Consider the following 23,199-nt stretch of genomic DNA (forward strand, 5'->3'; position numbering starts at 1 on the left):
GGTGAAATGCCGCCTCTGTCGTGCCAACGACCTTCCCTTCCGGTTCTCCCCAACCCTAGTTGGGGACCTGTCCGGAAGATCCGGGGCGCCTCAGACGTTCTGTTCGGGCGTGAAAACCACACCGGACGTCCGGCGAACCGCGTCATAGTGGGCGGACCAGGACGCGCAAAGAGCCGCGTACCAGAAGTCGCTCCGCCTGTCCGTCCTCTGAACCGACCAAAGCGCCATGGCAAGCGTGCTGCTGCCGGAAACCGCGATCGGTGCTCGGACCAACTGCCTCAACATCAGGTCCAGTGGGCGGTAGCCCCGGAGGACGCAGACGTCGAGCTGCGCGGTCAGTTCGCTGATCAGCCTGCGGAAACCCAGTGGCTGGGGCCAGTCGGCGAAACGGTCCACGGTCTCGGACGCCCGCAGCCGCACGCCGGGCGGGACGGTTTCCAGGGCGGACACAGGGGAGGCGACCCAGTGGAATCGCGGTGGATCGAGCCCGATCAGCCGGTAGAGCTCGGAGATGGCGGCCTCGGCCGCCGGACGGTCGGCGGGCTCGGTGGACAGCAGATGCCCGAGCCATTCCGCACGGATGTCGGCAGCTTCCCGCTGCGCGAAGACGCTCACCGGACGAGGGCGGCGACGCCCCTTTCATAGATCATGAACCGGATGCTGACAGACCGCTGGCCCGCCTGTCCACCCCTTTCCCCATCACCACGCACGAGACAGCGGCTTACCGGCAACGCTTGGCATCGGCCGCTCACAGCAGCATCTGCTCACCGACGACGCCCACTACCAACCCCTCACCAGCGGCGCCCCGACCGGCCGCCTACCAGCAGCGCCTACCGCCAACCCCTCACCAGTGGCGTCCGCTGCCAGCCGCTTACCAGCGGCGCCTGGTGTTGGCCGCCTACCGGCGGCGCTTGGCGTCGGCTGCTCTTCGCTTGGCCACACGGGTGCGGAGGCGGCGGACCGCGCGTTCCGCTTGCCTCCTCCGGACGGCCTGGATCGTCCCCGTTTCCAGGCCCAGTGCCAACCGGACCGCGTCGGCGACCTCGTCGGCGAGGCCCAGCGGTGCGAGGGTCAGGAGGTTGGGCATGTACGCGAAAGAGAATCCGCGATCGGGGTCGGCGAAGGCCAAGCCGCCGCTGCCGGACGTCCAGCCGAAGGCGCTCGCACTGCCCATGCCCATGATGCCGACCATGTAGCCGAGTCCCTTCGGGACCGGGCCCCAGGTCACCCGGTCCTCTTTCGTCGTGATCGCCCTCGAGAGGCGGCCTGTCCTGGCCGGGCCGATGAGTCGGACACCGTCCACCTCACCGATGAGGGCGGCGTACATGCGGGCGAGAGCATGGGCCGTCGCCCCACTCCCGGACGGGGCCGTCTGCAGTTCTGGCCGGTTCGCCAGTGCGGCGTGTTCTTGCAGCCATGGCGGGACCACCTGGTGGTACAGCGAGCCGTCAGGGAAGTTCGCCATCGGTTCCGATCGGTCTGCGTCCTCGAACCGCGCTACCCGGGGCAGGTGACCGGTGGGGATGCCGAACCACAGGTCGCCGGAAACGCCGAGCGGGGCTGCGACCTCGTCACGCAGCACCGCCGAGACGGGCCGCCCGGTGACCCGGCGGACGACCTCGCCGAGGATGAAACCGAAGGTCAGCGCGTGGAAACCGGTCGCGGTGCCCGCCCGCCAGAGCGGCCGCAGGTCCGCGATCCGCGCGCACATCCCGTCCCAGTCGGCGAGGTCGTCGAGTGTGATGCCGGGCGGTGCCTGCGGTACCCCGGCGGAATGAGTGAGAACGTGGGCGATCGTCATATCGTGCTTACCGTGGTCGCCGAACTCCGGCCAGTAGGCGGCAACCGGGGCGGCGTAGTCGAGCAGTCCACGTTCGGCGAGGGTATGGACGACGGTCGACACCGGCCCAGGGCCCGGACCACAGGTGAAGAGGGTTCGTTCATCGACCGGACGGCCGGTGGTGGTGTCCGCCTTGCCAGAGCACACGTTCACCACGAGTTCGCCGTTCAGGTAGGCGGCGATCTGGAGGCCGACCTCCTGCCCGGACGCGACAAGGTGGTCGGCCAGTTCCTGGGTGCGTGACTGCGCGTCCATCTGAGGTTCCTCCGGAGGGTCGGCACGAATCTAAGGCGTCCTAGGCGGCGTAGATAAGGCGTCGTCCCAATGTGGGGGGTGGGGTCTTAGGACGAACCTTGTACATGTCGGGCCAAGAGAGGCCCGGCGGGAACAAGGAGAAGGACATGAACCGGCCGGAGTTCAGCAAGGTGATCATCAACGACCGCGTACGGGTGCTGCGGAACGAGGCGAAGAAGGCGCGTCGCGTTCGCATCGCGAAGGCGATCAAGCGGTGACGCCCGCGGCCTGTACGCACACAGCGCCCCCGTCGGACGGACGGGGGCGTTGCTCTTTCCACGGCCTCCCCAGGCCGGGCAGACCAGTCAGACTGGCCCGACCAGTCAGAGCGGGCCGACCAGGCCAACCAAGCAAGACCAGGCCAACCAAGCAAGACCAGGCAGACCAGGCAGACCGGACGGGCCGTTAAGCGTGTGCGGCCGGGTGGATGTTCTGGTTCGCCCGGAAGAAGTTGTCGGGGTCGTACTTCGCCTTGACCTGCGCGAGCCTCTCGTAGTGGTCACGGTAGGTGGCCCGGACCCTGTCCTCGCTTTCGTCCGCGCCGAGGAAGTTCACGTAGGAACCGCCCATCGAGTACGGGTGCAGGTCCTCCCAGTAGTCCACGCACCACTGCCGGATGGTCGCCGCGTTCGCGGGATCGGGGTCGATGCCGGCGTAGACGCCGGACCAGGTCGCGTCCCGGTAGCTCCAGGCGGTGTCGTCCCTTCCCACCCGGTGGGCCGCGCCGTCGATCGGGTACAGGTGCATGGTGGACAGGTCGGTGGGGATCTCCGAACCGTACTTGTGGTGGACGTCGATGGCCTCGTCGGTGAGGCGGTCGAAGAAGTCGCCCCGCCAGTACCACTGCAGACCGGCCGGGATGAGGTCGTCGAACATGGTCTGGAGCATCGGGTACGGCATCGGGCTGGTGAAGTGGAACGCAGGCCGGCCGGGGGCGGTCACCTCCGCGAGGGCGCCGTCCAGCTCGTCCGGGTCGCCGGTGTAGCACCAGACGACGGCGCACATCTTCCTGCCGTGGATCTCCTCGGGGAACGGCGGTCCGGGAGGGATGACGAGGACGGCGAAGAAGCCGCTCAGGTCCTCGGGCGCCTGTGGCAGGAAGTCGCGGTACCACTGGAGCACGTCACGTGTGGCATCGATCGGCCATGCGGTGATGCCGACCCCGACCGTCCGCACCGGGTGGAGCCGGAAGGTGAACTCGGTGACGACGCCGAAGTTCCCGCCTCCGCCTCGAAGCGCCCAGAACAGGTCGGAGTTCCGCGACTCGGACGCGGTGACCCAGGTGCCGTCCGCGAGGATGACGTCGGCGGCGAGCAGGTTGTCCACGGTGAGGCCGTACTTGCGGGTGAGATGTCCGTGGCCGCCGCCGAGCGTGAGGCCGCCGACCCCGGTCGTCGAGACGATCCCCGCGGGAGTGGCCAGCCCGAACCCGTGGGCGGCGTGGTCCAGGTCGCTCAGGAGGCTTCCGCCGCCGACCTCGGCCGTGCGCGCGTCCGGATCGACCCGCACCCAGCGCATGGGCGACAGGTCGATGGTCACGCCGCCCTCCACCAGGCACAGGCCGGGACCGCTGTGGCCACCGCCGCGGACGGCCGCCTCCGCACCGGCGTCGCGGATCAGGCCGATGGCCGCCGCCACGTCCGCGGCGTCGGCGCACGGGACGATCGCGGCGGGAGATGTGTCGATCATCGCGTTGTAGATCGCGCGCGCCCGGACGTACTCCGAGTCCTGTGGGCCGACGACCGGGCCGCGCAGCGTAGTCCGCATGGATTCCAGAACCGTGGCCTCCATCAGGCCTCCCCCGTCGGGCCGCGGCACACCCCGTTCCGCGTACCCGGGTATCGATGCCCCGCCGGGTCCCTCCCGGCAGGGAGTTACCACCAGCATCAACCCGCACTCAATCCCCCCACAACCAGACAAAGGGAAAATACTGCCCGACGTCCGAGCGGACGGGACCATGGCCACCCCGGGCGCGGCCTATCCCGGGCGCGGCCTCGCCTCCTCCGGGGCGCGGCTTAGGTCGGGGCGTTGGCGGGTTTGAGGGGGGTGCGGCCGCGGATGAGGTCGGCGGCGCGTTCGGCGATCGCGATGGTGGGGGCGTTGGTGTTGCCGCGCGGGACCGCCGGCATGACGGACGCGTCCACCACGCGGAGGCCCTCGACGCCGCGGACGCGCAGGTCGGGGTCGCAGACCGCATCGCCCGCGCCCATCGCGCAGGTGCTCGTGGGGTGGAACAGCGTCGCGACCTCGCGGCGGACGAAGTCCGTGATGGCCTCGTCGGACTCCACCTGCTCGCCCGGGGCCCACTCGCCTCCGACCAGGGACGCCAGCGGTCCGGACGCGGCGATCTCGCGGGCCTGCCGGACACCGGCGACCAGGATGTCCAGGTCGGCCTTCTCCGCGAGGTAGGCGGGGTCGATCAGCGGCTTGGAGCGGGGGTCGGCGGAGCGGAGGGTCAGCGAGCCGCGCCCGGCGATGGAGATCGCGGTGACCATGACCGACAGGAGCCGCTCGGCCGTATCGGTGAGCCCCTGGTTGACGAACGGCGTCGGCAGCACGTGGTACTGCAGGTCGGGTGCGGGCAGCCCCTCGGCCGTCCGGACGAACCCGCCCGCCTCGGCGACGTTGGACGCGTACGGGCCGCGTCCGAGGGCCTGGTAGAGGGCGAGGGAACGGGCGTTCGCCAGTTCCCACAGGGCCTTGCTGCGGGGGGTGGCGAACATGACGTTCACGAACGGGTGGTCCTGGAGCCCCTGCCCGACCGGGGAGTCGACCAGGACGTCGATGCCGAGGGAGCGCAGGTGGCCGGCGGGCCCGACCCCGGAGAGCATGAGGATCTGCGGGCTGTTCACCGCGCCGCCCGACAGGATGACCTCGGCCCCGGCGCGGGCCAGCATCGTCTCGCCCCGTGCGTCATAGCGGACGCCGGTGGCGCGGCCGTCCTCGATCACGACGCGGGTCGCGAGGGCGTCGGTGACGACGGTGAGGTTCGGGCGGTGCTCGATCGGGTGCAGGTACCCGGCGGCGGTCGACCAGCGCCGGCCCCGCTTGTGGGTGACCTGGTAGAAGCCCACGCCGTCCTGGTCGGCGCCGTTGAAGTCGGGGTTCGCGGCCAGCCCGTACGCCTTGGCCGACTGCACCCAGGCGCGGGTCAGCGGGTGCTTGTAGCGCAGGTCCTCCACGCGCAGGGGACCGCCGACGCCGTGGTAGGGGATCTCGCCGCGCTGCTGGTCCTCGGCGCGCAGGAAGTAGGGCAGCAGGTCCTCATAGCCCCAGCCGTCGCAGCCGTGCGAGTCGCGCCAGGTGTCGTAGTCGTGCCGGGCGCCGCGGATGTAGATCATCGCGTTGGTGGACGAGCTGCCGCCCAGCGTCCGCCCCCGCGGCCAGTACACGCTGCGTCCGGCGGCGTGCTCCTGCGGGACGGTGGCGTAGTCCCAGTCGTACGGTCCCTTGATCATCGACGCCACTGCGGCGGGGATGTGGATCTCGGGAGCGTCGTCGGGCGGGCCCGCCTCCAGCAGCAGGACGTTCACCGAGGGGTCCTCGGTCAGCCGGGCGGCGAGGACACAGCCCGCGCTGCCCGCTCCCACGATGATGTAGTCGTACACGGCGGCCTCCGGGAGTCTTTCCGAAACCCTACCGAACGGGCTTCTACGTGCGACGGCGCTAGGCTTCTGGCCATGGCGAAGAACAGGGACAACCCGGTCGTGCTCTCGCGGATCTACACCCGGACGGGCGACGACGGCACCACCGCGCTCGGCGACGCGTCCCGTACCCGCAAGACGGATCCGCGGCTCGCCGCCTACGCGGACGTCGAGGAGGCCAACGCCGCGATCGGCACCGCGATCGCGCTCGGCTCACTGCCCGAGGACGTCGTCACGCTGCTGACCCGCGTCCAGAACGACCTTTTCGACGTGGGCGCCGACCTGTGCGCACCGGTCGTCCCCGACCCGCAGTACCCGCCGCTGCGCGTCGACCCGTCCTACGTCGAGCGGCTCGAGGAGGCCTGCGACGAGCACAACGAGAACCTGCCGACGCTGCGCAGCTTCATCCTCCCCGGCGGCTCTCCGGGGGCGGCGCTGCTGCACGTGGCCCGGACGGTCTCCCGGCGCGCCGAACGCACGGCCTGGGCGGCCGTCGAGGCCCACGGCGCCGCCGCCGAAGGCGACCCGGACGCGGCGGAGGGCGGCGTGAACCCGCTGACGGCCAAGTACCTCAACCGGCTGTCCGACCTGCTGTTCATCCTGTGCCGTGTCGCCAACGCCGAGCACGGCGACGTTCTGTGGAAGCCCGGCGGGGAACGCTGACAGGTGCGGGGTGGGGCTAACCCCACCCTCCGGAGACCGGCTCACCTCCTGGTGACGGCGCCCCGTCCAAAGCAGGCTTGGTTCGTACGGGCGCACTGCGACAAGGGGAGAGACCACGTGAGGATCCTGACGGCTACGGCCATGCTGGCGGTCGCGGCGACGGCGGCGGCCGGCTGCGGGAACCTGAGCTTCGGCACGCACGGGGAGACCCGCTCCTACACCGCGCCCGCCGGCATCACCGCACTGAAGATCAAGGGGGACGGGAGCCGGGTGCAGGTCACGGCCTCCGACACCGGCGCCATCAAGGTCAGCGAACGGCTGCGCTGGTCCAACGAGAACAACAAGCCGAAGGTCAAACACGCCACCGCGGGCGACACGCTCACGCTGTCGGCCAAATGCGCGAGGGCCACGATGGGTGCCACCAAATGCGGGGTCTCCTACCGCGTCCAGGTTCCGCGCGACATCCCCGTGGAGATCAACAGCCGCGACGGGTCGATCGTCGCGTCCGGTCTCGCCGGAACGGTGAAGCTGCACAGCGACAACGGATCGATCGAGGTCAGCGACATGAACGCGACCTCGGCGTCCCTCAGCTCCAACGACGGGTCGATCCGCGTCTCCGGACGGGCCGCCACCGCCGACCTGCGCAGCGACAACGGCTCGATCACCGCCGCCGGCCTCACCACCGACCGGCTGACGGCCCGCTCCCGCGACGGGCGCATCCGCCTGAGCGGCAGCGTGAAGGCCGCCGACCTGGACACCCACAACGGCTCCATCGAAGCCGTGGGCCTGACGGCCGACCGCGTCACCGCCAAGACACGCGACGGCGGCGTCCGGCTCGGCTTCGTCTCGGCTCCCACGGACGTTCAGGCCAACAGCGAGAACGGCTCCATCCAGGTCGCGCTCCCGGGCGCCCAGAGCTACGCGATCACCGCGTCCACGTTCAACGGCGGCGAGCGGATCGACCCGGCCGTGAACCAGGACTCCGGGTCGTCGCACCGCATCAAGCTGGGCGCCAGGGACGGCAGCATCACCGTCACCCCCGCGGATCAGCGGAGCTGGTAGGGGCCCTGCCAGAGCGGCCGGTAGGACGGTTCACGGAACAGGATCAGCCGGGCCCCGCCGTTGACGGCGACGGTGGTGCGGGCCAGGTGCTGGGTGACGTGCGCGATGCCGTCGACGTTGGTGTCGAGAAGCTTGAGGTTCACGTTCTTCAGGCGGTCGCACTTCGCGTGATAACACGGGTCGTACACCTTGCCGGCCTTGCCGCCGAACGCCTTGGCCTCCGCGGCGGTCTTGACCCCGTCTGCGCCGGTGTCCATACCGCCGGCGGGGATACCGTGCTCGACGAACGGGCCGTAGTCGGACCGGCCGTTGAACTCGCTCTCCGTCGTCGGCAGCTTGCGGCCCTTGAAGTAGTCCCGGAACATCTTCTCGATCGCGCCCGACCCGGCGGGCGCCCGGGTGCCGGCACCGGTGGAGTGGTCGCCGTCGTACACGCCCCGGGTGCCGTTGCGTGAACCGAGCATGTCGAAGTTGAGGTTCAGGGCGATGGCGTCGCGCTTCTCGTCCGACAACGACTCCACATAGTGGGCGGAGCCTCGCAGGCCCTCCTCCTCGGCACCCCACCAGGCGAAACGCACCCGGTTGCGCAGGCCGCCCTTCCCGAGTTCCTTGATCTTGGCGGCGATCGCGATGAGCGCGGCGGCGCCGGTGCCGTTGTCGTTGATCCCGGGACCGTCCGGGACGCTGTCCAGGTGCGCGCCGAGCAGCACCACGTTGTCGGCCCGTCCCCGCTCGGTGTCGGCGATGACGTTGGACGACGACCGCTTCCCGTGGACGGTGTCGGCCTTCACGCGCAGCTTCAGCCTGCCCTTCTTCGCGTCCTTCACCAGCGCCGCACCCAGCTTGTGGGTGGGGCCGACGACCGGGATCTTCGCCGGCTTGCCGACCGTGCCGTTCACCGGCCCCTTCTCCCCCGGCTTGTTGTAGATCACGACGGCGGACGCGCCCGCGGCCCTGGCCTTGGCGGCCTTGCTCTCGAACGTGCAGGTCCCGCGCTGGACGAGCGCGATCGACCCCTTCTTGAAGCCCTTGAAGTCGCGCTTCTCGCAGCCGCTCGTCCCGTCCTTGCCCCTGGCCGGGACATCGACGGCGATCACGGGCGCGGTCACGTCACCGGAACCCGAGTAGGCGAGGGCGACGAAGTCGTCGCCCCGCTTGTAGGACTTCTTGGACGGCGCCGTCCGGGCGAGGACCGCGCCGGACTTCTCCCGCCAGTACGGGTAGGTGAACTTCTGGATCTTCGGCCGGAAACCGGCCTTCCGCAGCCGCCCGACGACGTACTTCACCGAAACGTCGTAGCCGGCGCCTCCCGCGGCGCGGTGACCGCCGTTGTAGTCGGCGATCTCCTGGAACGCCTTCAGGTGGGCCTCGACGTCCTTCAACGTGACCAGCTTCGCCAGGTCGGGACGCGCCGGCGCGGCATCCGCGGCCGGCAGCGCCGACGGGATGAGGGCCGCCGGCAGAAAGGCGGCGGGCAGCGCCACGGCGGTGCCGGTGAGCAGTTTCTGCTTCCACTTGGACTGGCGCACGTGCACTCCTGCGGACGGAGACGAAGCGGACCAGGAGCGATCCTGGTCCCGCGTCCCGTCCGCCTCAAAGGACGGCACGGCGCCCACGCCGATTCGATACCGGCGCCTTACCCCCCGATTGCGAAGCGGCCCCCAATTGCAGGGCGGCCCCGGATCGCGGGCCCGGTCACTCCGGGGAGCGCAGGTTCACCGGGAGACCCGGCGGGGCCGCCTCCAGCCAGGCCAGGAAACCGGTCAGTGCCGCCGCGCCCATCGCCAGCTCCAGGGTCACGCCGCCGTCCCTGACCTCGATGACGGTCGCGTCCGGCAGCAGCCCTTCGGCCTCCTCCGGGTCCGGGTCGCGGCGGTTGGACACGACGAGGCCCCGGCGGTGAATCACCTGCCGGGGCCTGCTGCGGAATTCGAACACGCGGTGCCAGTGCAGGGCGTCGCCCCTGTAGCGGCCGATGCCGAGCCTCCACACTCCCGGGGCTCCGCCCTCCCGGGGAAGTTCACGCAGGCTGCACTCCAGGGTGCCGCCTCCCCGCGCGAACAGCCGGCGGCGCACCCTCATGGAGACGTACAGCAGCGCCGCCACCAGAATGAGCACGGCGAGCACCCCGCCCGCTTCCAGTGCCAGGTGCTCGCCCACATCCCCCGCCGTCCGTCCGAACCGCCGCGCGCGGCGCCTAGGCTTCGATGCCCGCGGCGCGCAGCCGCGCCCGGGCCCGCCGCTCCGGCGTCGCGTCCTCGCTCTCGGCCGCGAGCGCGTCCTCCAGCGCCCGCCTGGCCTCCTGGACGTCGATCTCGCCGCCCAGCTCGGCCTGCTCGGCCAGCACCGACACCTCGTCGGCGGCGATGGAGAAGAAGCCGCTGCCGACCATCGCGGTGACCGGCTCGCCGCCGTCGGCGGGCTCGATCTTCACCACGCTGCCGTCGAGGAGGACGCCGAGCACGGGGGCGTGGCCCGGCAGGATACCGAGTGAGCCCTCGATGGTCTGGGCGACCACCATCTTCGCCTCGCCGGACCAGATCTCGCGCTCCGGCGAGACCAGCCCGACCTTCAGGGTTGCCACGTCTGTTCCTCCGACTACTGGAGCGTCCCTCGACTACTGGAGCGGGGCCGCCCCGCCAGGGACGGCCCCGCCGGAGCGGACTACTTCTCCAGCTCCTTGGCCTTCTTCTCGACGTCCTCGATGCCACCGCACATGAAGAACGCCTGCTCGGGCAGGTGGTCGTACTTGCCCTCCGCGATCGCCTTGAACGAGGCGATCGTCTCGTCCTTCGGCACCGTCTCGCCGGGCTGGCCGGTGAACTGCTCGGCCACGTACATCGGGTGCGACAGGAAACGCTCGATGCGCCGCGCCCGCTGGACGGTGACCTTGTCCTCCTCGGACAGCTCGTCGATACCGAGGATGGCGATGATGTCCTGCAGTTCCTTGTACTTCTGCAGGATCCGCTTCACCTCCTGCGCGACGGAGTAGTGCTCGTTCCCTAGGATCAGCGGGTCCATGATCCGCGACGTGGAGTCGAGCGGGTCGACCGCCGGGAAGATGCCCTTCTCGGAGATGCCGCGCGACAGGGTCGTGGTGGCGTCCAGGTGCGCGAACGTGGTGTGCGGCGCCGGGTCGGTGATGTCGTCGGCGGGCACGTAGATCGCCTGCATCGAGGTGATCGAGTTACCGCGCGTCGAGGTGATCCGCTCCTGCAGCACACCCATCTCGTCGGCCAGCGTCGGCTGGTACCCCACCGCGGACGGCATGCGCCCGAGCAGCGTGGAGACCTCCGAGCCGGCCTGCGTGAACCGGAAGATGTTGTCGATGAACAGCAGCACGTCCTGGTTCTGCACGTCGCGGAAGTACTCCGCCATCGTCAGCGCGGACAGCGCCACCCGCAGCCGGGTGCCCGGCGGCTCGTCCATCTGGCCGAACACCATCGCGGTGTCCTTGAGGACGTCCGCCTCGGCCATCTCCACCCAGAGGTCATTGCCCTCGCGGGTGCGCTCACCGACGCCGGCGAACACCGAGGTGCCACCGAAGTTGCGGGCGACGCGGCGGATCATCTCCTGGATGAGCACCGTCTTGCCCACACCCGCGCCGCCGAACAGGCCGATCTTGCCGCCCTGGACGTACGGGCACAGCAGGTCGATGACCTTGATGCCGGTCTCCAGCATCTCGGTCTTGGACTCGAGCTGGTCGAAGGCCGGAGCGCGCCGGTGAATGCCCCAGCGCTCGTTAACCTCCAGGGACGCGGTCGGGACGTCCAGCGCCTCGCCGAGGGCGTTCCACACGTGGCCCTTGGTGATGTCGCCCACCGGGACCGCGATGGACTTGCCGGTGTCGCGCACCGGCGCACCGCGGACCAGGCCGTCCGTCGGCTGCATGGAGATCGCCCTGACCATGTTGTCGCCGAGGTGCTGGGCGACCTCGAACGTCAGGGTCTTCTCCTCGCCGCCCAGCGCGATCTCCGCGTTGAGGGCGTTGTAGATCTCCGGAATGGCGTCGGCGGGGAACTCCACGTCGACGACCGGGCCGATGACACGTGCGACGCGCCCGGTGGCGGTCGCCGTCTCTACCTGAGCAGTCATTATCACTCCCCGCCAGACTCGGCGAGCGCGTCAGCGCCACCGACGATCTCGCTGATTTCCTGGGTGATCGCGGCCTGCCGCGCCTGGTTCATCTGGCGCGTGTAGACCCCGAGCAGTTCGTTGGCATTGTCGGTCGCCGACTTCATCGCCCGCCGGACCGACGCCTGGAACGACGCCGCCGACTGCAGCAGCATGTGGAAGATGCGGCTCTCGATGTAGTTCGGCAGCATCAGGTCGAGCGCGGCCGCCGGGGACGGCTCGAACTCGTACGCCGGCGGGACCTTGGAGGACTCGGCCTCCTCGATCTCCAGCGGCATCAGCCGGGTGACCCGGACCGTCTGGGTCAGCATCGAGACGAACTCGGTGTAGACCACGTGGATCTCACCGACGCCGCCCTCGGCGTCGGTCTTGAGGAAGTCCTCGGTCAGCCGCCGGCCGATCTCCTCCGCGTTCGCGAAGGTCGGCCGGTCGCTGAACCCGTGCCAGGTCTGCGCGACCGGCCGGTCCCGGAACCGGTACCAGGTGATGCCCTTGTTCCCGACGACGTACGGGACGGGCTCGCGGCCCTCGTCCCGCAGCGCCTTGATCAGGGACTCGGCCTCGCGGATCACGTTGGCGTTGTAGGCGCCGCAGAACCCGCGATCGCTCGTGACGATCAGGACCGCGCTGCGGGTGTCGGCCGGCTGCTCCTGGAGCAGCGGGTGGTCGATCCCGACGTGATGGCTCACCAGCGCCGTCAGGGCCTGCGTGATCTGGTCGGCGTACGGCTTGGACGCCGTCACCGCCTGCTGGGCCTTGACGATCCGCGAGGTGGCGATCATCTCCTGGGCGCGCGTGATCTTGGCGGTCGACTTGACCGACTTGATCCGCTGCCGGAGTTGACGAAGCTGTGCGGCCATTGCCGTCAGTCCTTCTTGACGCGGGTGATCGTCTCCTGCTCGACGTCCTCGTCCGCGATCGCCTCGACGGGCTCGTCCACGAGGATCTCGCCCTCGCTGGTCTGGAAGCCCTTCTTGAACTGCGTGATGGCGTTCTTGAGGCTGGTGAGGCCGTCCTCGGAGAGCTTGCCGGTCTCCCGGATGGAGGTGAGCATGCCGCTCTCCTCCCGCTCCATGTAGTCGAGGAACTCGCGCTCGAAGCGGCGGATGTCGGCGACGGGCACCTCGTCCAGCTCGCCGGAGGTGCCCGCCCACACGGACACGACCTCCTGCTCGACCGGGAACGGGCTGCCCTGCGGCTGCTTCAGCAGTTCGACCAGGCGCGCACCGCGGTCCAGCTGCGAACGCGAGGCGGCGTCCAGGTCGGACGCGAACGCCGCGAACGCCTCCAGGTCACGGAACTGCGACAGCGCCAGGCGCAGCGTTCCGGCGACGGTCTTCATCGCCTTGATCTGCGCGTCGCCGCCGACCCGGGACACCGAGATGCCGACGTTGATCGCCGGCCGGACGCCCTGGTTGAACAGGTCCGACTCCAGGAAGCACTGACCGTCGGTGATGGAGATGACGTTCGTCGGGATGTACGCCGACACGTCGTTGCCCTTGGTCTCGATGATCGGCAGACCCGTCATCGAACCGGCGCCCAGGTCGTCCGACAGCTTCGCGCAGCGCTCCAGCAGACGCGAGTGCAGGTAGAACACGTCACCGGGGTAGGCCTCGCGGCCCGGCGGGCGGCGCAGCAGCAGCGAGACCGCGCGGTACGCCTCGGCCTGCTTGGACAGGTCGTCGAAGATGATCAGGACGTGCTTGCCCTGGTACATCCAGTGCTGCCCGATCGCGGACCCGGTGTAGGGGGCGATGTACTTGTAGCCCGCCGGCTCGGACGCGGGAGCCGCCACGATCGTGGTGTACTCCAGCGCGCCGGCCTCCTCCAGGGAGCGGCGGACGTTGGCGATCGTGGAGCCCTTCTGTCCGATCGCGACGTAGATGCAGCGGACCTGCCTGCTCTCGTCGCCGGACTCCCAGTTCTCCTTCTGGTTGATGATGGTGTCCACGCAGACGGTCGTCTTGCCCGTCTGCCGGTCACCGATGATCAGCTGCCGCTGGCCGCGGCCGATCGGGGTCATCGCGTCGATGGCCTTGATGCCGGTCTGCAGCGGCTCGCTCACCGACTGCCGCTGCACCACCGTCGGGGCCTGCAGTTCGAGCGCGCGGCGCTCGGTGCTCTCGACCGGTCCCTTGCCGTCCAGCGGGTTGCCCAGCGCGTCCACGACGCGGCCGAGGAAGCCGTCGCCGACGGGGACCGAGAGGACCTCGCCGGTCCGGCGGGCCTTCTGGCCCTCCTCGATCTTGCTGAAGTCACCCAGGACAACGGCGCCGATCTCACGCACGTCCAGGTTCAGAGCCAGGCCACGGGTACCGTCCTCGAACTCGATGAGTTCGTTCGCCATCGCGGAGGGAAGGCCCTCGATGTGGGCGATGCCGTCGCCGGAATCGACAACGGTGCCGACCTCTTCGCGCGCGGCGGCCTCAGGCTCGTACGACTGGACGAAGCGCTCCAGCGCGGTCCGGATCTCGTCCGGACGGATCGTCAGCTCCGCCATGATTCCTCTCTTGCTCCCTTTGGGGTCGGCTCCGCCGGTCGGCGGCCGGTCACGCCGGCGTCAGCCGGCGCCGAGCCGCCGGCGGACGTCGTCCAGCCGTCCGGCGATCGTGCCGTCGATGACCTCGTCCCCGATCTCGATCGACAGTCCGCCGATCGCCGTGGGGTCGAGTTCGATGTTCAGGTGTACTTCGTGGCCGTAGGCGGCGGCGAGGACCGCGGCGAGCCGGGTCCGCTGCGCCTCCGACAGCTCGGCGGGCGTGCGCACGAGCGCGACCAGCCGCTGCCGGCGCTGGGCGACGAGCTTGCCGTACTCGGCCAGCCCGCCTTCCAGGCTACGTCCTCGCGGACGCAGCACCAGCTCGGTGACCAGCGTCAGCGTCGCGGGTGTGACCTTGCCGTCCAGCAGGGCCTTCACCACGCCGAGCTTGCGCTCGGCCGGCAGGCCCGGCCCGGCGAGGGCACCGCGCAGTTCCGACTCGCCCTCGATGACCCGGGAGAACCGGAACAGCTCGTCCTCCAGGTCGTCGATCCGCCGGTCGGCCTCGGCGCGGGCGGCCTCGGCGGTGACCGCGAGGACCTCCACCGCGTCCGACAGCTCCGAAGGCTTGGACCAGCGCAGCCGGACGACGTCGGCGACCAGCCCGAGAGCGGCCGGCGACACCTTGCCCTCCAGCAGGATCTGGACGAGCTGCGCCTTGTCGGCACCGTCCCGCGACGGGTCGGAGACCGCCCGCCGCAGGCCGTGCTCGCGGTCGATCAGGTGCAGCACCGCGAACAGGTCGCCGCCGAGCTCGGCCAGGTCGGAGGACGGGATGACCGCCTCCAGCCGCTCCTTGGCCTCGGCCAGCGACGCCCTGCTCACCGCTCCCGTGATGGTCATGATGTGATCTGCTCCTGCGTGCGAGCGCGGTCCTCGAGCTCCTCGAGGAACCGGTCGACGACCCGGCTCTGCCGCGCGCTGTCCTCAAGGGACTCGCCCACGACCCGTCCGGCCAGCTCGACCGACATGGCACCGATCTCGGCCCGCAGCGACTGCAGCGCCTGCAGCCGCTCGGCCTCGATCTGCGCCTTGGCGTTGTCGACGATCCGGCGCGCCTCGACCTGGGCCTGTTCCTTGGCCTGGGCGATGATCTGCGCGCCCTGCTCCTCGGCCTTGCGGCGCTCGTTGGACGCCTCGACCGCGGCCGCCTTCTGCTGCGCCTTGTACTGGTCGAGGACCTGCTGGGCCTCCTTCTGCGCCCGCTCGGCCCGCTCCAGCCCGCCCTCGATCGCCTCGGTCCGCTCCTCCAGCGTCTTCTGCAGGCGCGGAGTGAGGATCTTGCCCAGGACGATCATCACGACGAGGAACGCGAAGATACCGACGACGAGCTCGTAGGCGTGCGGGACGAGAGGGTTGTTCTCCTCCGCCGCAAGGACGGAAGCTGCTCCGATCATGTCTGCAGCCCTTCCTCAGCTGGGACCGTGCTCAGATGCCCTGGAAGATGAACGGCGCGACCAGGCCGATCAGCGCCAGCGCCTCGGTCAGAACGAAGCCCAGCATCATGTTGGTGCGGATCACGCCGGTGAGCTCCGGCTGACGGGCGATGGCGTTCACGCCCTGGCCGAAGATGATGCCGATGCCGATGCCCGGGCCGATGGCCGCGAGGCCGTAACCGATCGAGGTGACGTTGCCATTGACTTCGGCGAGGACTCCCGTCATGGGTTCATTTCCTTTTCTGTCGGCCGGCGGAGTCTCCGCCGGTCTGGCTTTATCGAGGTTGTCGTGCTGGGGCCCCCGTGCCGGGGCACTGCGGGCCCGGGCTTAGTGGTCCGCGTGCAGGCCGCTCTGGATGTACATGGCGGCGAGCATCGCGAACAGGAACGCCTGCAGGAACTGGATCAGCAGCTCGAACACGGTCAGCAGGATGGTGACCAGCACGCCGATGATGCCGACCCCGAACCCGAGCGCCGTGGGCTTCTCGAACAGGAACCAGAATCCGACGAGGCTGAAGAACGCCAGGATCATGTGCCCGGCGAACATGTTGGCGAAGAGCCGCACCGCGTGGGTGAAGGGGGCGATGATGAAGGTCGAGAGGTACTCGATCGGCACCAGCAGGAAGTAGACGGGCAGCGGCAGGCCCTTGGGGATCATGTTCGTGAAGTACTTCACCGGGCCCTGGTGCTTGATGCCCAGGTACACCTTGATGCAGTAGACGAAGATCGCCAGGACGGCGGGGAACGCGATGTGCGAGGCGATCGGGAACTGGATGATCGGGATGACCGAGAAGATGTTCCAGATCCAGATCAGGAAGAACAGCGACATGAGCAGCGGCATCCACCGCTCGGTGTTGCGGCCGAGGAACGGGCGGGCGATCTCGTCCCGCACGAACATGTAGCCGACCTCGCCGATGTTCTGCATGCCCCTCGGCACCAGCTTCGGCTTGGCGAACGCCATCCAGAACACGACGCAGACGACCAGCGCGCCGAAGACCGCGAAGACGGCGGGCTTGGTGAGCCAGGCGGGGCCGCCGGCGAACAGGGGCGGGAAGTCGAACAGCTCCGTCCCCGGAGCCTGGAACTCCCCCTCACCGGAGGCGGCGAGGACCGTCAGCGCGTTCACGCGGCGTTCCCTTCATCAATGTGGTGATGTTTCACGAAGGCTTCCTCGGCGGCGGGGCCGCTCAGAGGGAGTGGCGACCGTACTTCACGTAGACCAGGTAGATGGCGAGCCCGATGCCCAGGACCACGCCGACCAGGGTCAGCCAGGTCTGCCCCGTCCATTCGGACAGCAGCCACCCGACCCCGCCCCAGATGATCATCCCGGAGAGGAGGTAGCTGGGTACGGACCAGGCGGCATCGGCGAATTCCCGTTGGCCGTCCTCCGGCCGACGTTTGTGCTCGCTCATCGCGCTCCGGACGATAGCAGGCCACCCACGCGGTGGTCATATTGGAGTAGCCCATTGGGGTCACCGGCGTCCGTGGCGCGGACATCACGGACTCCGGTCCAGCGCGTTCTCGGGTTCGTCAATGTAGGGCCTCCGCTGCAGCGCGACTCGGAACTCGGCGGCGATCCAGAGCAGTGCGAGCCCGATGACCGTCCAGCCGAAGACCTTCGTGTTCCAGATCGTGACGCCGTCCATGCTCGTGACCAGCAGCATCACCGCGAGGATCTTGACCATGTAGCTCGCGAGCGCGGCGAGCATCATCGTCTGCGCGGAGTACTTGCCGGCCCACGAGACCACGAGCGCGCTGATCGAGAAGAAGGCGATCACCACGACGGCGGCCAGCGCCGCCGCGAGGGCGCCCTTGCCGCCGGCGACCATCAGGCCGATCACGACGGCGCCCACCCCGGCGGCCGCGGTCGGGATCGCGGCGCCGCGGAGCATCCTGGCGTCATTGGATTGCATGAGGGCTCCGGCTGGTCACGTTCGGTGGTCGTTTTCTGTTCGTGAAAGGTATCACAAGCGTCCGGATCGTCCACAATTACCCTTGAGGTAATGCCCGTCCGGGCCTGTGACTCCACCTCCGCAACGCTTCCACCAGGGACTTTAGCCGAGGCGAACCCGTGCTTCAGGCGTCAGCGCGAAGACGGCCGGTCACGGAACACCCGCGCCATGGCGTGACGACCGACCGGGCCGGGGCGGGGACGCCAGCGGGTCGCGCGGGGTGGACGACCGCGGTTTGCGGAGCATCAGCAGGACACCGGCGATCGCCACCAGCAGCGTGATCCCGAGGGTGATCCAGGCGGCGTCGAACAGCGCGAGGCCGACCAGCCCGGAGGCCAGCAACCCGACCCAGAAGTACATGATCAGCACGGCGCGGCGGGTGGAGTGGCCGAGTTCCAGCAGCCGGTGATGCAGGTGCTGCTTGTCCGGCGAGAACGGCGACCTGCCCTGGTTGGTGCGCCTCCACACGGCGAGCAGCATGTCGATGAACGGCACCGCCGCCACCGCCGGGATCAGCAGCACGGGGACGAAGAACGGGAACAGCCCGTTCGCGAGGATCGCCGGGTCGAACTGGCCGGTCAGCATGATCGTGGACGCGCTGAGCAGCAGCCCGATCAGCATCGAGCCGGTGTCGCCCATGAAGATCTTCGCCGGGCTGAAGTTGTGCGGCAGGAAGCCCGCGCACATCCCGAACAGGACCGCGGCGATCAGTGTCGCGGCGGTCAGCGTGGTGAGCCCGTTCGTCCGCGACAGCAGGTAGGCGTAGGAGAACAGCGCGAGCGCGGCGATCCCGACGACGCCGGCGGCCAGCCCGTCCAGCCCGTCGATGAAGTTGACCGCGTTGATCGTGGCGACGACGACGAGGACGGTCAGCGGCACGCCGTAGGCGGGCGGCAGCGACAGCGACTCGCCCGTCGGCAGCGGGATCACATAGATCTGGATGCCCTGCATGATGAAGATCCCGGCCGCCGCGACCTGGCCGGCGAACTTGGTGAGCGCGTCCACTTCCCAGCGGTCGTCCGCGATGCCGATCAGCACGATCAGCCCGCCCGACAGCAGCAGCGCCTTGGCGACGCTGACGTCGCCGTCCGCGAGGACCTTGCGCATCTCCGGCAGCCCGGTCGCCACCACCAGCGCCGCGACCATCCCGCCGAACATCGCGAGACCGCCCAGCCGGGGCGTCGGGATGACGTGCACGTCACGGTCGCGGGGAACGGCCTGCGCCCCGAACCAGACGGCGAACCTGCGCACCAGCGGCGTCAGCAGGTAGGCGACCAGGGCGGCGACCAGGATCGCGAGCAGGTATTCCCGCACTCCCCTGCGCCTCCTTCACCGATCACCGCTGGTCGTTGGACTGCCCCGTGCGCGCGATCCCTCACATCCCGCCCCCGGGACCGCCCCCGGATTCCGGGCCGCGTCACCTTATAGACGGCTGAGCAGGACGATCTGTTCACGATCGCGATCGGTCAACTGTAAACCTCCCGGCGACTCTTCGCGGCGCTTACACGGCCCGGAACCGGTGGACGAGCATCGCCCCGGCCCCGACGATCACCAGCGCGAGACCGGCGAGGCACCGGTCGCCCAGCGAGAACGCCCACAGCCCGTGCGCCGCGACCTCGGCGCCCGCGTCGGCGGCGACCAGCAGCACCCCGGCCGCGGCCAGGGCAGGGCCGGCCCGGCGGCGCGGGACCGGACCACGGGACAGCAGCGCCACCGTCCCGAGGGACAGCACGAGCAGCGCGGTGCCCGGCCAGCCCCCGGTCCAGCGCGGCGGGACGTACCGCGGGGGCTGGACGGCGACCGCGTGCTTGGGCAGCCGGACCCGGACCTTCATCCCCTCGTGCGGGGCAAGGGTGCGCTGGATGAAGTCCACGGCGTAGGGGCCGTCGCGGTCGCGCAGGCACCGGGTCGTCGCGCCGGAGGTGCCGGCGGCGCAGGTCACGTGCCGCAGCGGGACCGGCGCCTCCACCCGGACGGCCGCGTTCCTGATCGGGACGTCCCATCTCGTCCCGATCGCGTCCCAGACCAGCACGTCGTGGTCCGGGCGGGGGGTGAACGCCCCCTCGACCTCGTACTCGATCACGTAGGCCTGGCGTCCGCGGACCTCGCGCTGCAGGCCGCCGACGCTGATCTGCACGTCGTTCAGCAGTTTCATCGTCCGGACCCGGGCCGGGGCGCCCGTCGACGAGCTGCTCCTGATGCCGCGGATCCCGTACAGCCGGTCGCCGCGGCGGAACGGCACCTGCCGGACGATGCCGTGCCGGCCGGTATCGCCGAAGTCGTAGGTGATGGTCTCCCGGACGCGCAGGACCCCGTCGGTGCCCAGGGCGAGGACGACGTCGTAGGTCGCGATGCTCTCCGTGAGTTCCCCGGCGCCCGTTTCCGGCGGCGGCACCGCCCCGGACACCGCGGGAACGGGTTCGGCCGACCCAGAGGTCCCGCTGGTCCCGTCGGTTCCACCGGTCTCGTGGGTTCCGTCGGCGCCGCGGGCGGGCGGCAGGAGCACGAGGGCGGGCATGGCGAGGGCCAGCAGTAGCGTCCCCGCGGCAATCGCGGGACCACGGACACGGCCACGCACGTCAGGCATAGTTTCACCGTTGCCGCCGCTGTGTCGGCGTAACGACGTCGATACACCCGCCAGGCTACGTGCCACTGGCGGGTCCGGAGCCCGCTGTGACGTGAGTCATGGGCCGCCGGCCGGCCGGGCGCGGTCCCCGTTCTACGCCTGCTCCTCGCCTTCGGTGAGCGACTCTTTGGTGAGCGACGGCTTCACGTCCGCGCCGGCCTCGGCGGCCCCGGCGGAGACCGTCCCGTCGGCGGGCCCGGCGGGCTCGGCGACGGGCTCGGGGGCGGGCTCAGCCGCCGCGTCCGGGGCTTCCGGCTCCTCCCCCTTCGTCAGGGAAGGCTTGGCCATGTCCAACGCCGGCACGGCCCCTGCGGGCTCGGCGTCCGCCGTGACCTCGCCGGGCTCGTCCGTGCCGTCCGGGTCGTCCTCGTCGGTCAGCAGTACGCCGACCACCGCGCGGATCCGGTCCTCGGGAACGGCGCCCGCCCGCAACAGCCGCGGGACGGCGCCGGTCAGATCCACGATCGTCGACGGGGCGGCGTGCCCGGTCGCTCCGCCGGCCAGATACACCGAGACCGAGTCGCCGAGCATCTTCTCCGCGTCGTCGGCGGTGCGGGCCGGGGTCTGCCCGCTGAGGTTCGCGCTGCTGACGGCCAGCGGACCGGTCTCCTTCAGCAGCTCCACTGCCAGCTCGTGCATCGGCATCCGCACCGCGACGGTCCCCTTGGTGTCGCCGAGGTCCCACATGAGGTTCCGGTTCGCGCGGCACACCAGCGTCAGCGCGCCGGGCCAGAACTCGTCGATGAGGTCCTGCCCGTAGGTGCCGAGGTCCTCCACCAGCGCCGTCGCCGCCCGCACCGACCCGACCAGGACCGGCGGCGGCATCTCCCGCCCGCGCCCCTTGGCGTCCAGCAGCGCCGTGACCGCGGGCGCGGTGAACGCGTCCGCTGCGACGCCGTACACCGTGTCGGTCGGCATGACGATCAGCTCGCCGCGCCGTACGGCCGCCACGGCCTCCTCGATCCCGCGGGTGCGCTGCTTCGGATCGGCGCAGTCATAACGTCGGCTCACGGTCGCCCGTCTTCCTGTCTTCGCGGCGCTCATCGGGTATGGCACCGCCAAGGATAACGGCCGCGCGGCGCGTCACTCCGCCGCCAGCCGCGCCGTGACGAAGCGGTCCCGGTTGGTCAGGTCGCGGCGGTTGCGGACGTCCCGCCAGCCGTACTCCTCCGCGAGGATCCAGTAGACGCCGTTGCCCTGCAGGTCGCTGTGCTCGACGGCGACGTAGCCGCCGGGACGCAGCAGCCGGCGGGCGGTGCGCTCCACCACGCGGATCGCATCCAGGCCGTCGTCCCCGCCGCCCCACAGCGCGTCGGCGGGATCGTGGTCGCGGACGTCGCGCGGCACGTACTCCCACTCGCTCATCGGAATGTACGGGGGGTTGCTGACGACGAGGTCGACGGTGCCGTCCAGCTCCTTGAGCGCGGAGGCGAAGTCGTCCAGGTGCAGCCGGACGCGGCCCCGCTCGTCCAGCTCCTCGATGTTGCGGGTGGCGTGCACGAACGCGGTCGGGTCCTTCTCCACCGCGTGCACGCGCGCGCGAGGCGCCTCCAGCGCGATCGACAGCGCGATCGCCGCCGAGCCCGTGCCGAGGTCGACGACGAGGGGGTCGCGGACGTCCATGTCACGCAGCGTCTCCAGTGCCCAGCCGACCATGACCTCGGTCTCCGGGCGCGGGACGAACACGCCGGGCCCGACCTTCAGCTCCAGGTAGCGGAAGAACGCACGCCCGGTGATGTGCTGCAGCGGCTCCCCCGCCTCACGGCGCGCGACGAACTCCCAGAACCGGGCGTCGAACGCGCTGTCGGGGACGCCGTGCAGCTCCGTGCGCCGCACCCGGTGCACCGCCGCCGCCAGCTCCTCGGCGTCGGCGCGCGGGGACGCCGCGCCCGCGTCCGCGAGCCGTGCCGTCGCCCTGGCGATCTCGTCGAGCAGCAGATTCATGATCCTTGTGCTTCGGCCAGTCGGCGTTCCATCTCGGCGTCGACGAGCGCCTGCGTGACGTTGTGGAGATCGCCGTCCAGCACCTGGTCGAGGTTGTAGGCCTTGTAGCCGACCCGGTGGTCGGAGATCCGGTTCTCCGGATAGTTGTAGGTGCGCACCCGCTCGGACCGGTCCACCGTCCGGACCTGGCTCTTGCGCTCGGCCGCGGCGGCCGCGTCGGCCTCTTCCTGCGCCATCGCCAGCAGCCGCGACCGCAGGATGCGCAGCGCCTGCTCCTTGTTCTGCAGCTGGCTCTTCTCGTTCTGGCACGAGACGACGGCACCGGACGGCAGGTGCGTGATGCGGACGGCGGAGTCGGTGGTGTTCACGCTCTGCCCGCCGGGGCCGGACGAGCGGTACACGTCGATGCGCAGGTCGTTCGGGTCGATCTGGACGTCGACGTCCTCGGCCTCGGGCGTCACCAGCACGCCGACGGCGCTCGTGTGGATGCGTCCCTGGGACTCGGTCGCGGGGACGCGCTGCACGCGGTGCACTCCGCCCTCGAACTTGAGCCGCGTCCAGACGCCCTCCTCCTGGGCGCCCCTGGCCTTCACCGCGACCGTCACGCCCTTGTACCCGCCCAGGTCGGACAGGTGGGAGTCGATGATCTCGGTCTTCCAGCCGACGCGTTCGGCGTACCGCAGGTACATGCGCAGGAGGTCACCGGCGAACAGCGCGGACTCCTCACCGCCTTCGCCCGCCTTCACCTCGAGGATGACGTCCTTGGCGTCGTTCGGGTCGCGCGGGACGAGAAGATGCCGCAGCCGCTCCTCCAGCCCCTCCCGGCGCTTCTCCAGCTCGACGGCCTCGGCGGCGAACGCCTCGTCCTCCCCGGCCAGTTCACGCGCGGTGGCGAGGTCGTCCTCCGTCGACGCCAGGTCCCGGTGGGTCTCGACGATCGGCCGCAGTTCCGCGTAGCGCTTGCCCAGCTTGCGGGCCAGGTTCTGGTCACCATGGACGGACGGGTCGGCGAGCCGTTCCTCGATGCCCGCGTATTCGCTGATCAGATCGTCGAGATTCACGCTG

23 protein-coding genes are annotated in these 23,199 nt (G+C 70.2%); 2 read left to right on the forward strand and 21 right to left on the reverse strand.

The window, feature by feature from the left end; all coding sequences use genetic code 11:
* Positions 1-90 precede the first annotated feature (90 nt).
* From ACGFIS_RS35830 to ACGFIS_RS35845, 4 genes are all read right to left on the reverse strand, one after another.
* Positions 91-615, reverse strand: a complete 525-nt coding sequence (locus ACGFIS_RS35830) for a hypothetical protein (protein WP_392973848.1) — start codon at positions 613-615, stop codon at positions 91-93.
* Between the two features lie 283 nt (positions 616-898).
* Entirely contained in the window at positions 899-2,095 is a 1,197-nt protein-coding gene (locus tag ACGFIS_RS35835) for a serine hydrolase domain-containing protein (protein ID WP_392908376.1), read from the reverse strand.
* A gap of 444 nt (positions 2,096-2,539) precedes the next feature.
* Positions 2,540-3,925, reverse strand: a complete 1,386-nt coding sequence (locus ACGFIS_RS35840; RefSeq protein ID WP_392908371.1) for an FAD-binding oxidoreductase — start codon at positions 3,923-3,925, stop codon at positions 2,540-2,542.
* Between the two features lie 224 nt (positions 3,926-4,149).
* Entirely contained in the window at positions 4,150-5,742 is a 1,593-nt protein-coding gene (locus ACGFIS_RS35845) for a GMC family oxidoreductase (RefSeq protein WP_392908369.1), read from the reverse strand.
* Between the two features lie 72 nt (positions 5,743-5,814).
* Between ACGFIS_RS35845 and ACGFIS_RS35850 the strand changes: the two genes are divergently transcribed.
* Both ACGFIS_RS35850 and ACGFIS_RS35855 read left to right on the forward strand, forming a co-directional pair.
* A complete protein-coding gene (locus tag ACGFIS_RS35850; RefSeq protein ID WP_392973849.1) occupies positions 5,815-6,441 on the forward strand; it encodes a cob(I)yrinic acid a,c-diamide adenosyltransferase in 627 nt (208 codons plus the stop codon).
* Positions 6,442-6,558: 117 nt separating this feature from the next.
* Positions 6,559-7,503 carry a DUF4097 domain-containing protein gene (locus ACGFIS_RS35855; RefSeq protein ID WP_392973850.1) on the forward strand — a complete coding sequence of 315 codons (945 nt, stop codon included), beginning with the start codon at positions 6,559-6,561 and terminating at the stop codon, positions 7,501-7,503.
* Here ACGFIS_RS35855 and ACGFIS_RS35860 read toward each other — a convergent pair.
* From ACGFIS_RS35860 to prfA, 17 genes are all read right to left on the reverse strand, one after another.
* Entirely contained in the window at positions 7,488-9,032 is a 1,545-nt protein-coding gene (locus ACGFIS_RS35860) for a M20/M25/M40 family metallo-hydrolase (RefSeq protein ID WP_392908362.1), read from the reverse strand. The genes ACGFIS_RS35855 and ACGFIS_RS35860 overlap by 16 nt on opposite strands.
* Before the next feature lie 166 nt (positions 9,033-9,198).
* Positions 9,199-9,663 carry a DUF2550 domain-containing protein gene (locus tag ACGFIS_RS35865; protein WP_392908360.1) on the reverse strand — a complete coding sequence of 155 codons (465 nt, stop codon included), beginning with the start codon at positions 9,661-9,663 and terminating at the stop codon, positions 9,199-9,201.
* A 37-nt stretch (positions 9,664-9,700) separates the two neighbouring features.
* Entirely contained in the window at positions 9,701-10,087 is a 387-nt protein-coding gene (locus tag ACGFIS_RS35870; protein ID WP_392908358.1) for a F0F1 ATP synthase subunit epsilon, read from the reverse strand.
* An 80-nt stretch (positions 10,088-10,167) separates the two neighbouring features.
* The gene (atpD, locus tag ACGFIS_RS35875) at positions 10,168-11,598 is read right to left on the reverse strand and encodes a F0F1 ATP synthase subunit beta (RefSeq protein ID WP_392973851.1); all 1,431 of its coding nucleotides are present in this window, start codon (positions 11,596-11,598) and stop codon (positions 10,168-10,170) included.
* A 2-nt stretch (positions 11,599-11,600) separates the two neighbouring features.
* Complete coding sequence (locus ACGFIS_RS35880; RefSeq protein ID WP_392908354.1) at positions 11,601-12,497, reverse strand: F0F1 ATP synthase subunit gamma; 897 nt, start codon at positions 12,495-12,497, stop codon at positions 11,601-11,603.
* A gap of 5 nt (positions 12,498-12,502) precedes the next feature.
* Positions 12,503-14,137, reverse strand: a complete 1,635-nt coding sequence (gene atpA, locus ACGFIS_RS35885; RefSeq protein WP_392908352.1) for a F0F1 ATP synthase subunit alpha — start codon at positions 14,135-14,137, stop codon at positions 12,503-12,505.
* A gap of 60 nt (positions 14,138-14,197) precedes the next feature.
* Positions 14,198-15,019: a F0F1 ATP synthase subunit delta gene (locus ACGFIS_RS35890; protein WP_392908349.1), complete on the reverse strand. Its 822-nt coding sequence runs from the start codon at positions 15,017-15,019 to the stop codon at positions 14,198-14,200.
* Positions 15,016-15,573 carry a F0F1 ATP synthase subunit B gene (locus tag ACGFIS_RS35895; RefSeq protein ID WP_392908347.1) on the reverse strand — a complete coding sequence of 186 codons (558 nt, stop codon included), beginning with the start codon at positions 15,571-15,573 and terminating at the stop codon, positions 15,016-15,018. The genes ACGFIS_RS35890 and ACGFIS_RS35895 overlap by 4 nt, the downstream gene beginning before the upstream one ends.
* Before the next feature lie 31 nt (positions 15,574-15,604).
* On the reverse strand, positions 15,605-15,838 hold the full coding sequence (atpE, locus tag ACGFIS_RS35900; RefSeq protein WP_358465636.1) for an ATP synthase F0 subunit C: 234 nt from the start codon (positions 15,836-15,838) through the stop codon (positions 15,605-15,607).
* A gap of 102 nt (positions 15,839-15,940) precedes the next feature.
* Complete coding sequence (atpB, locus tag ACGFIS_RS35905; RefSeq protein WP_392908344.1) at positions 15,941-16,738, reverse strand: F0F1 ATP synthase subunit A; 798 nt, start codon at positions 16,736-16,738, stop codon at positions 15,941-15,943.
* Positions 16,739-16,799: 61 nt separating this feature from the next.
* Positions 16,800-17,024 carry an AtpZ/AtpI family protein gene (locus ACGFIS_RS35910; protein WP_392908341.1) on the reverse strand — a complete coding sequence of 75 codons (225 nt, stop codon included), beginning with the start codon at positions 17,022-17,024 and terminating at the stop codon, positions 16,800-16,802.
* Positions 17,025-17,108: 84 nt separating this feature from the next.
* The gene (locus tag ACGFIS_RS35915; protein ID WP_392908338.1) at positions 17,109-17,525 is read right to left on the reverse strand and encodes a hypothetical protein; all 417 of its coding nucleotides are present in this window, start codon (positions 17,523-17,525) and stop codon (positions 17,109-17,111) included.
* 189 nt (positions 17,526-17,714) lie between these two features.
* Entirely contained in the window at positions 17,715-18,878 is a 1,164-nt protein-coding gene (locus ACGFIS_RS35920; RefSeq protein ID WP_392908335.1) for a glycosyltransferase family 4 protein, read from the reverse strand.
* Between the two features lie 187 nt (positions 18,879-19,065).
* The gene (locus tag ACGFIS_RS35925; RefSeq protein ID WP_392973852.1) at positions 19,066-20,151 is read right to left on the reverse strand and encodes a DUF2207 domain-containing protein; all 1,086 of its coding nucleotides are present in this window, start codon (positions 20,149-20,151) and stop codon (positions 19,066-19,068) included.
* A gap of 132 nt (positions 20,152-20,283) precedes the next feature.
* Positions 20,284-21,201 carry an L-threonylcarbamoyladenylate synthase gene (locus tag ACGFIS_RS35930; RefSeq protein ID WP_392908328.1) on the reverse strand — a complete coding sequence of 306 codons (918 nt, stop codon included), beginning with the start codon at positions 21,199-21,201 and terminating at the stop codon, positions 20,284-20,286.
* Between the two features lie 72 nt (positions 21,202-21,273).
* A complete protein-coding gene (gene prmC / locus ACGFIS_RS35935) occupies positions 21,274-22,134 on the reverse strand; it encodes a peptide chain release factor N(5)-glutamine methyltransferase (RefSeq protein ID WP_392908325.1) in 861 nt (286 codons plus the stop codon).
* Complete coding sequence (prfA, locus tag ACGFIS_RS35940; RefSeq protein WP_392908322.1) at positions 22,131-23,195, reverse strand: peptide chain release factor 1; 1,065 nt, start codon at positions 23,193-23,195, stop codon at positions 22,131-22,133. Before prfA ends, prmC begins: the two co-directional genes overlap by 4 nt.
* Between the last annotated feature and the right edge of the window lie 4 nt (positions 23,196-23,199).

It is taken from the genome of Spirillospora sp. NPDC048824 (genome assembly GCF_043198455.1).
Lineage (GTDB): Bacteria > Actinomycetota > Actinomycetes > Streptosporangiales > Streptosporangiaceae > Spirillospora.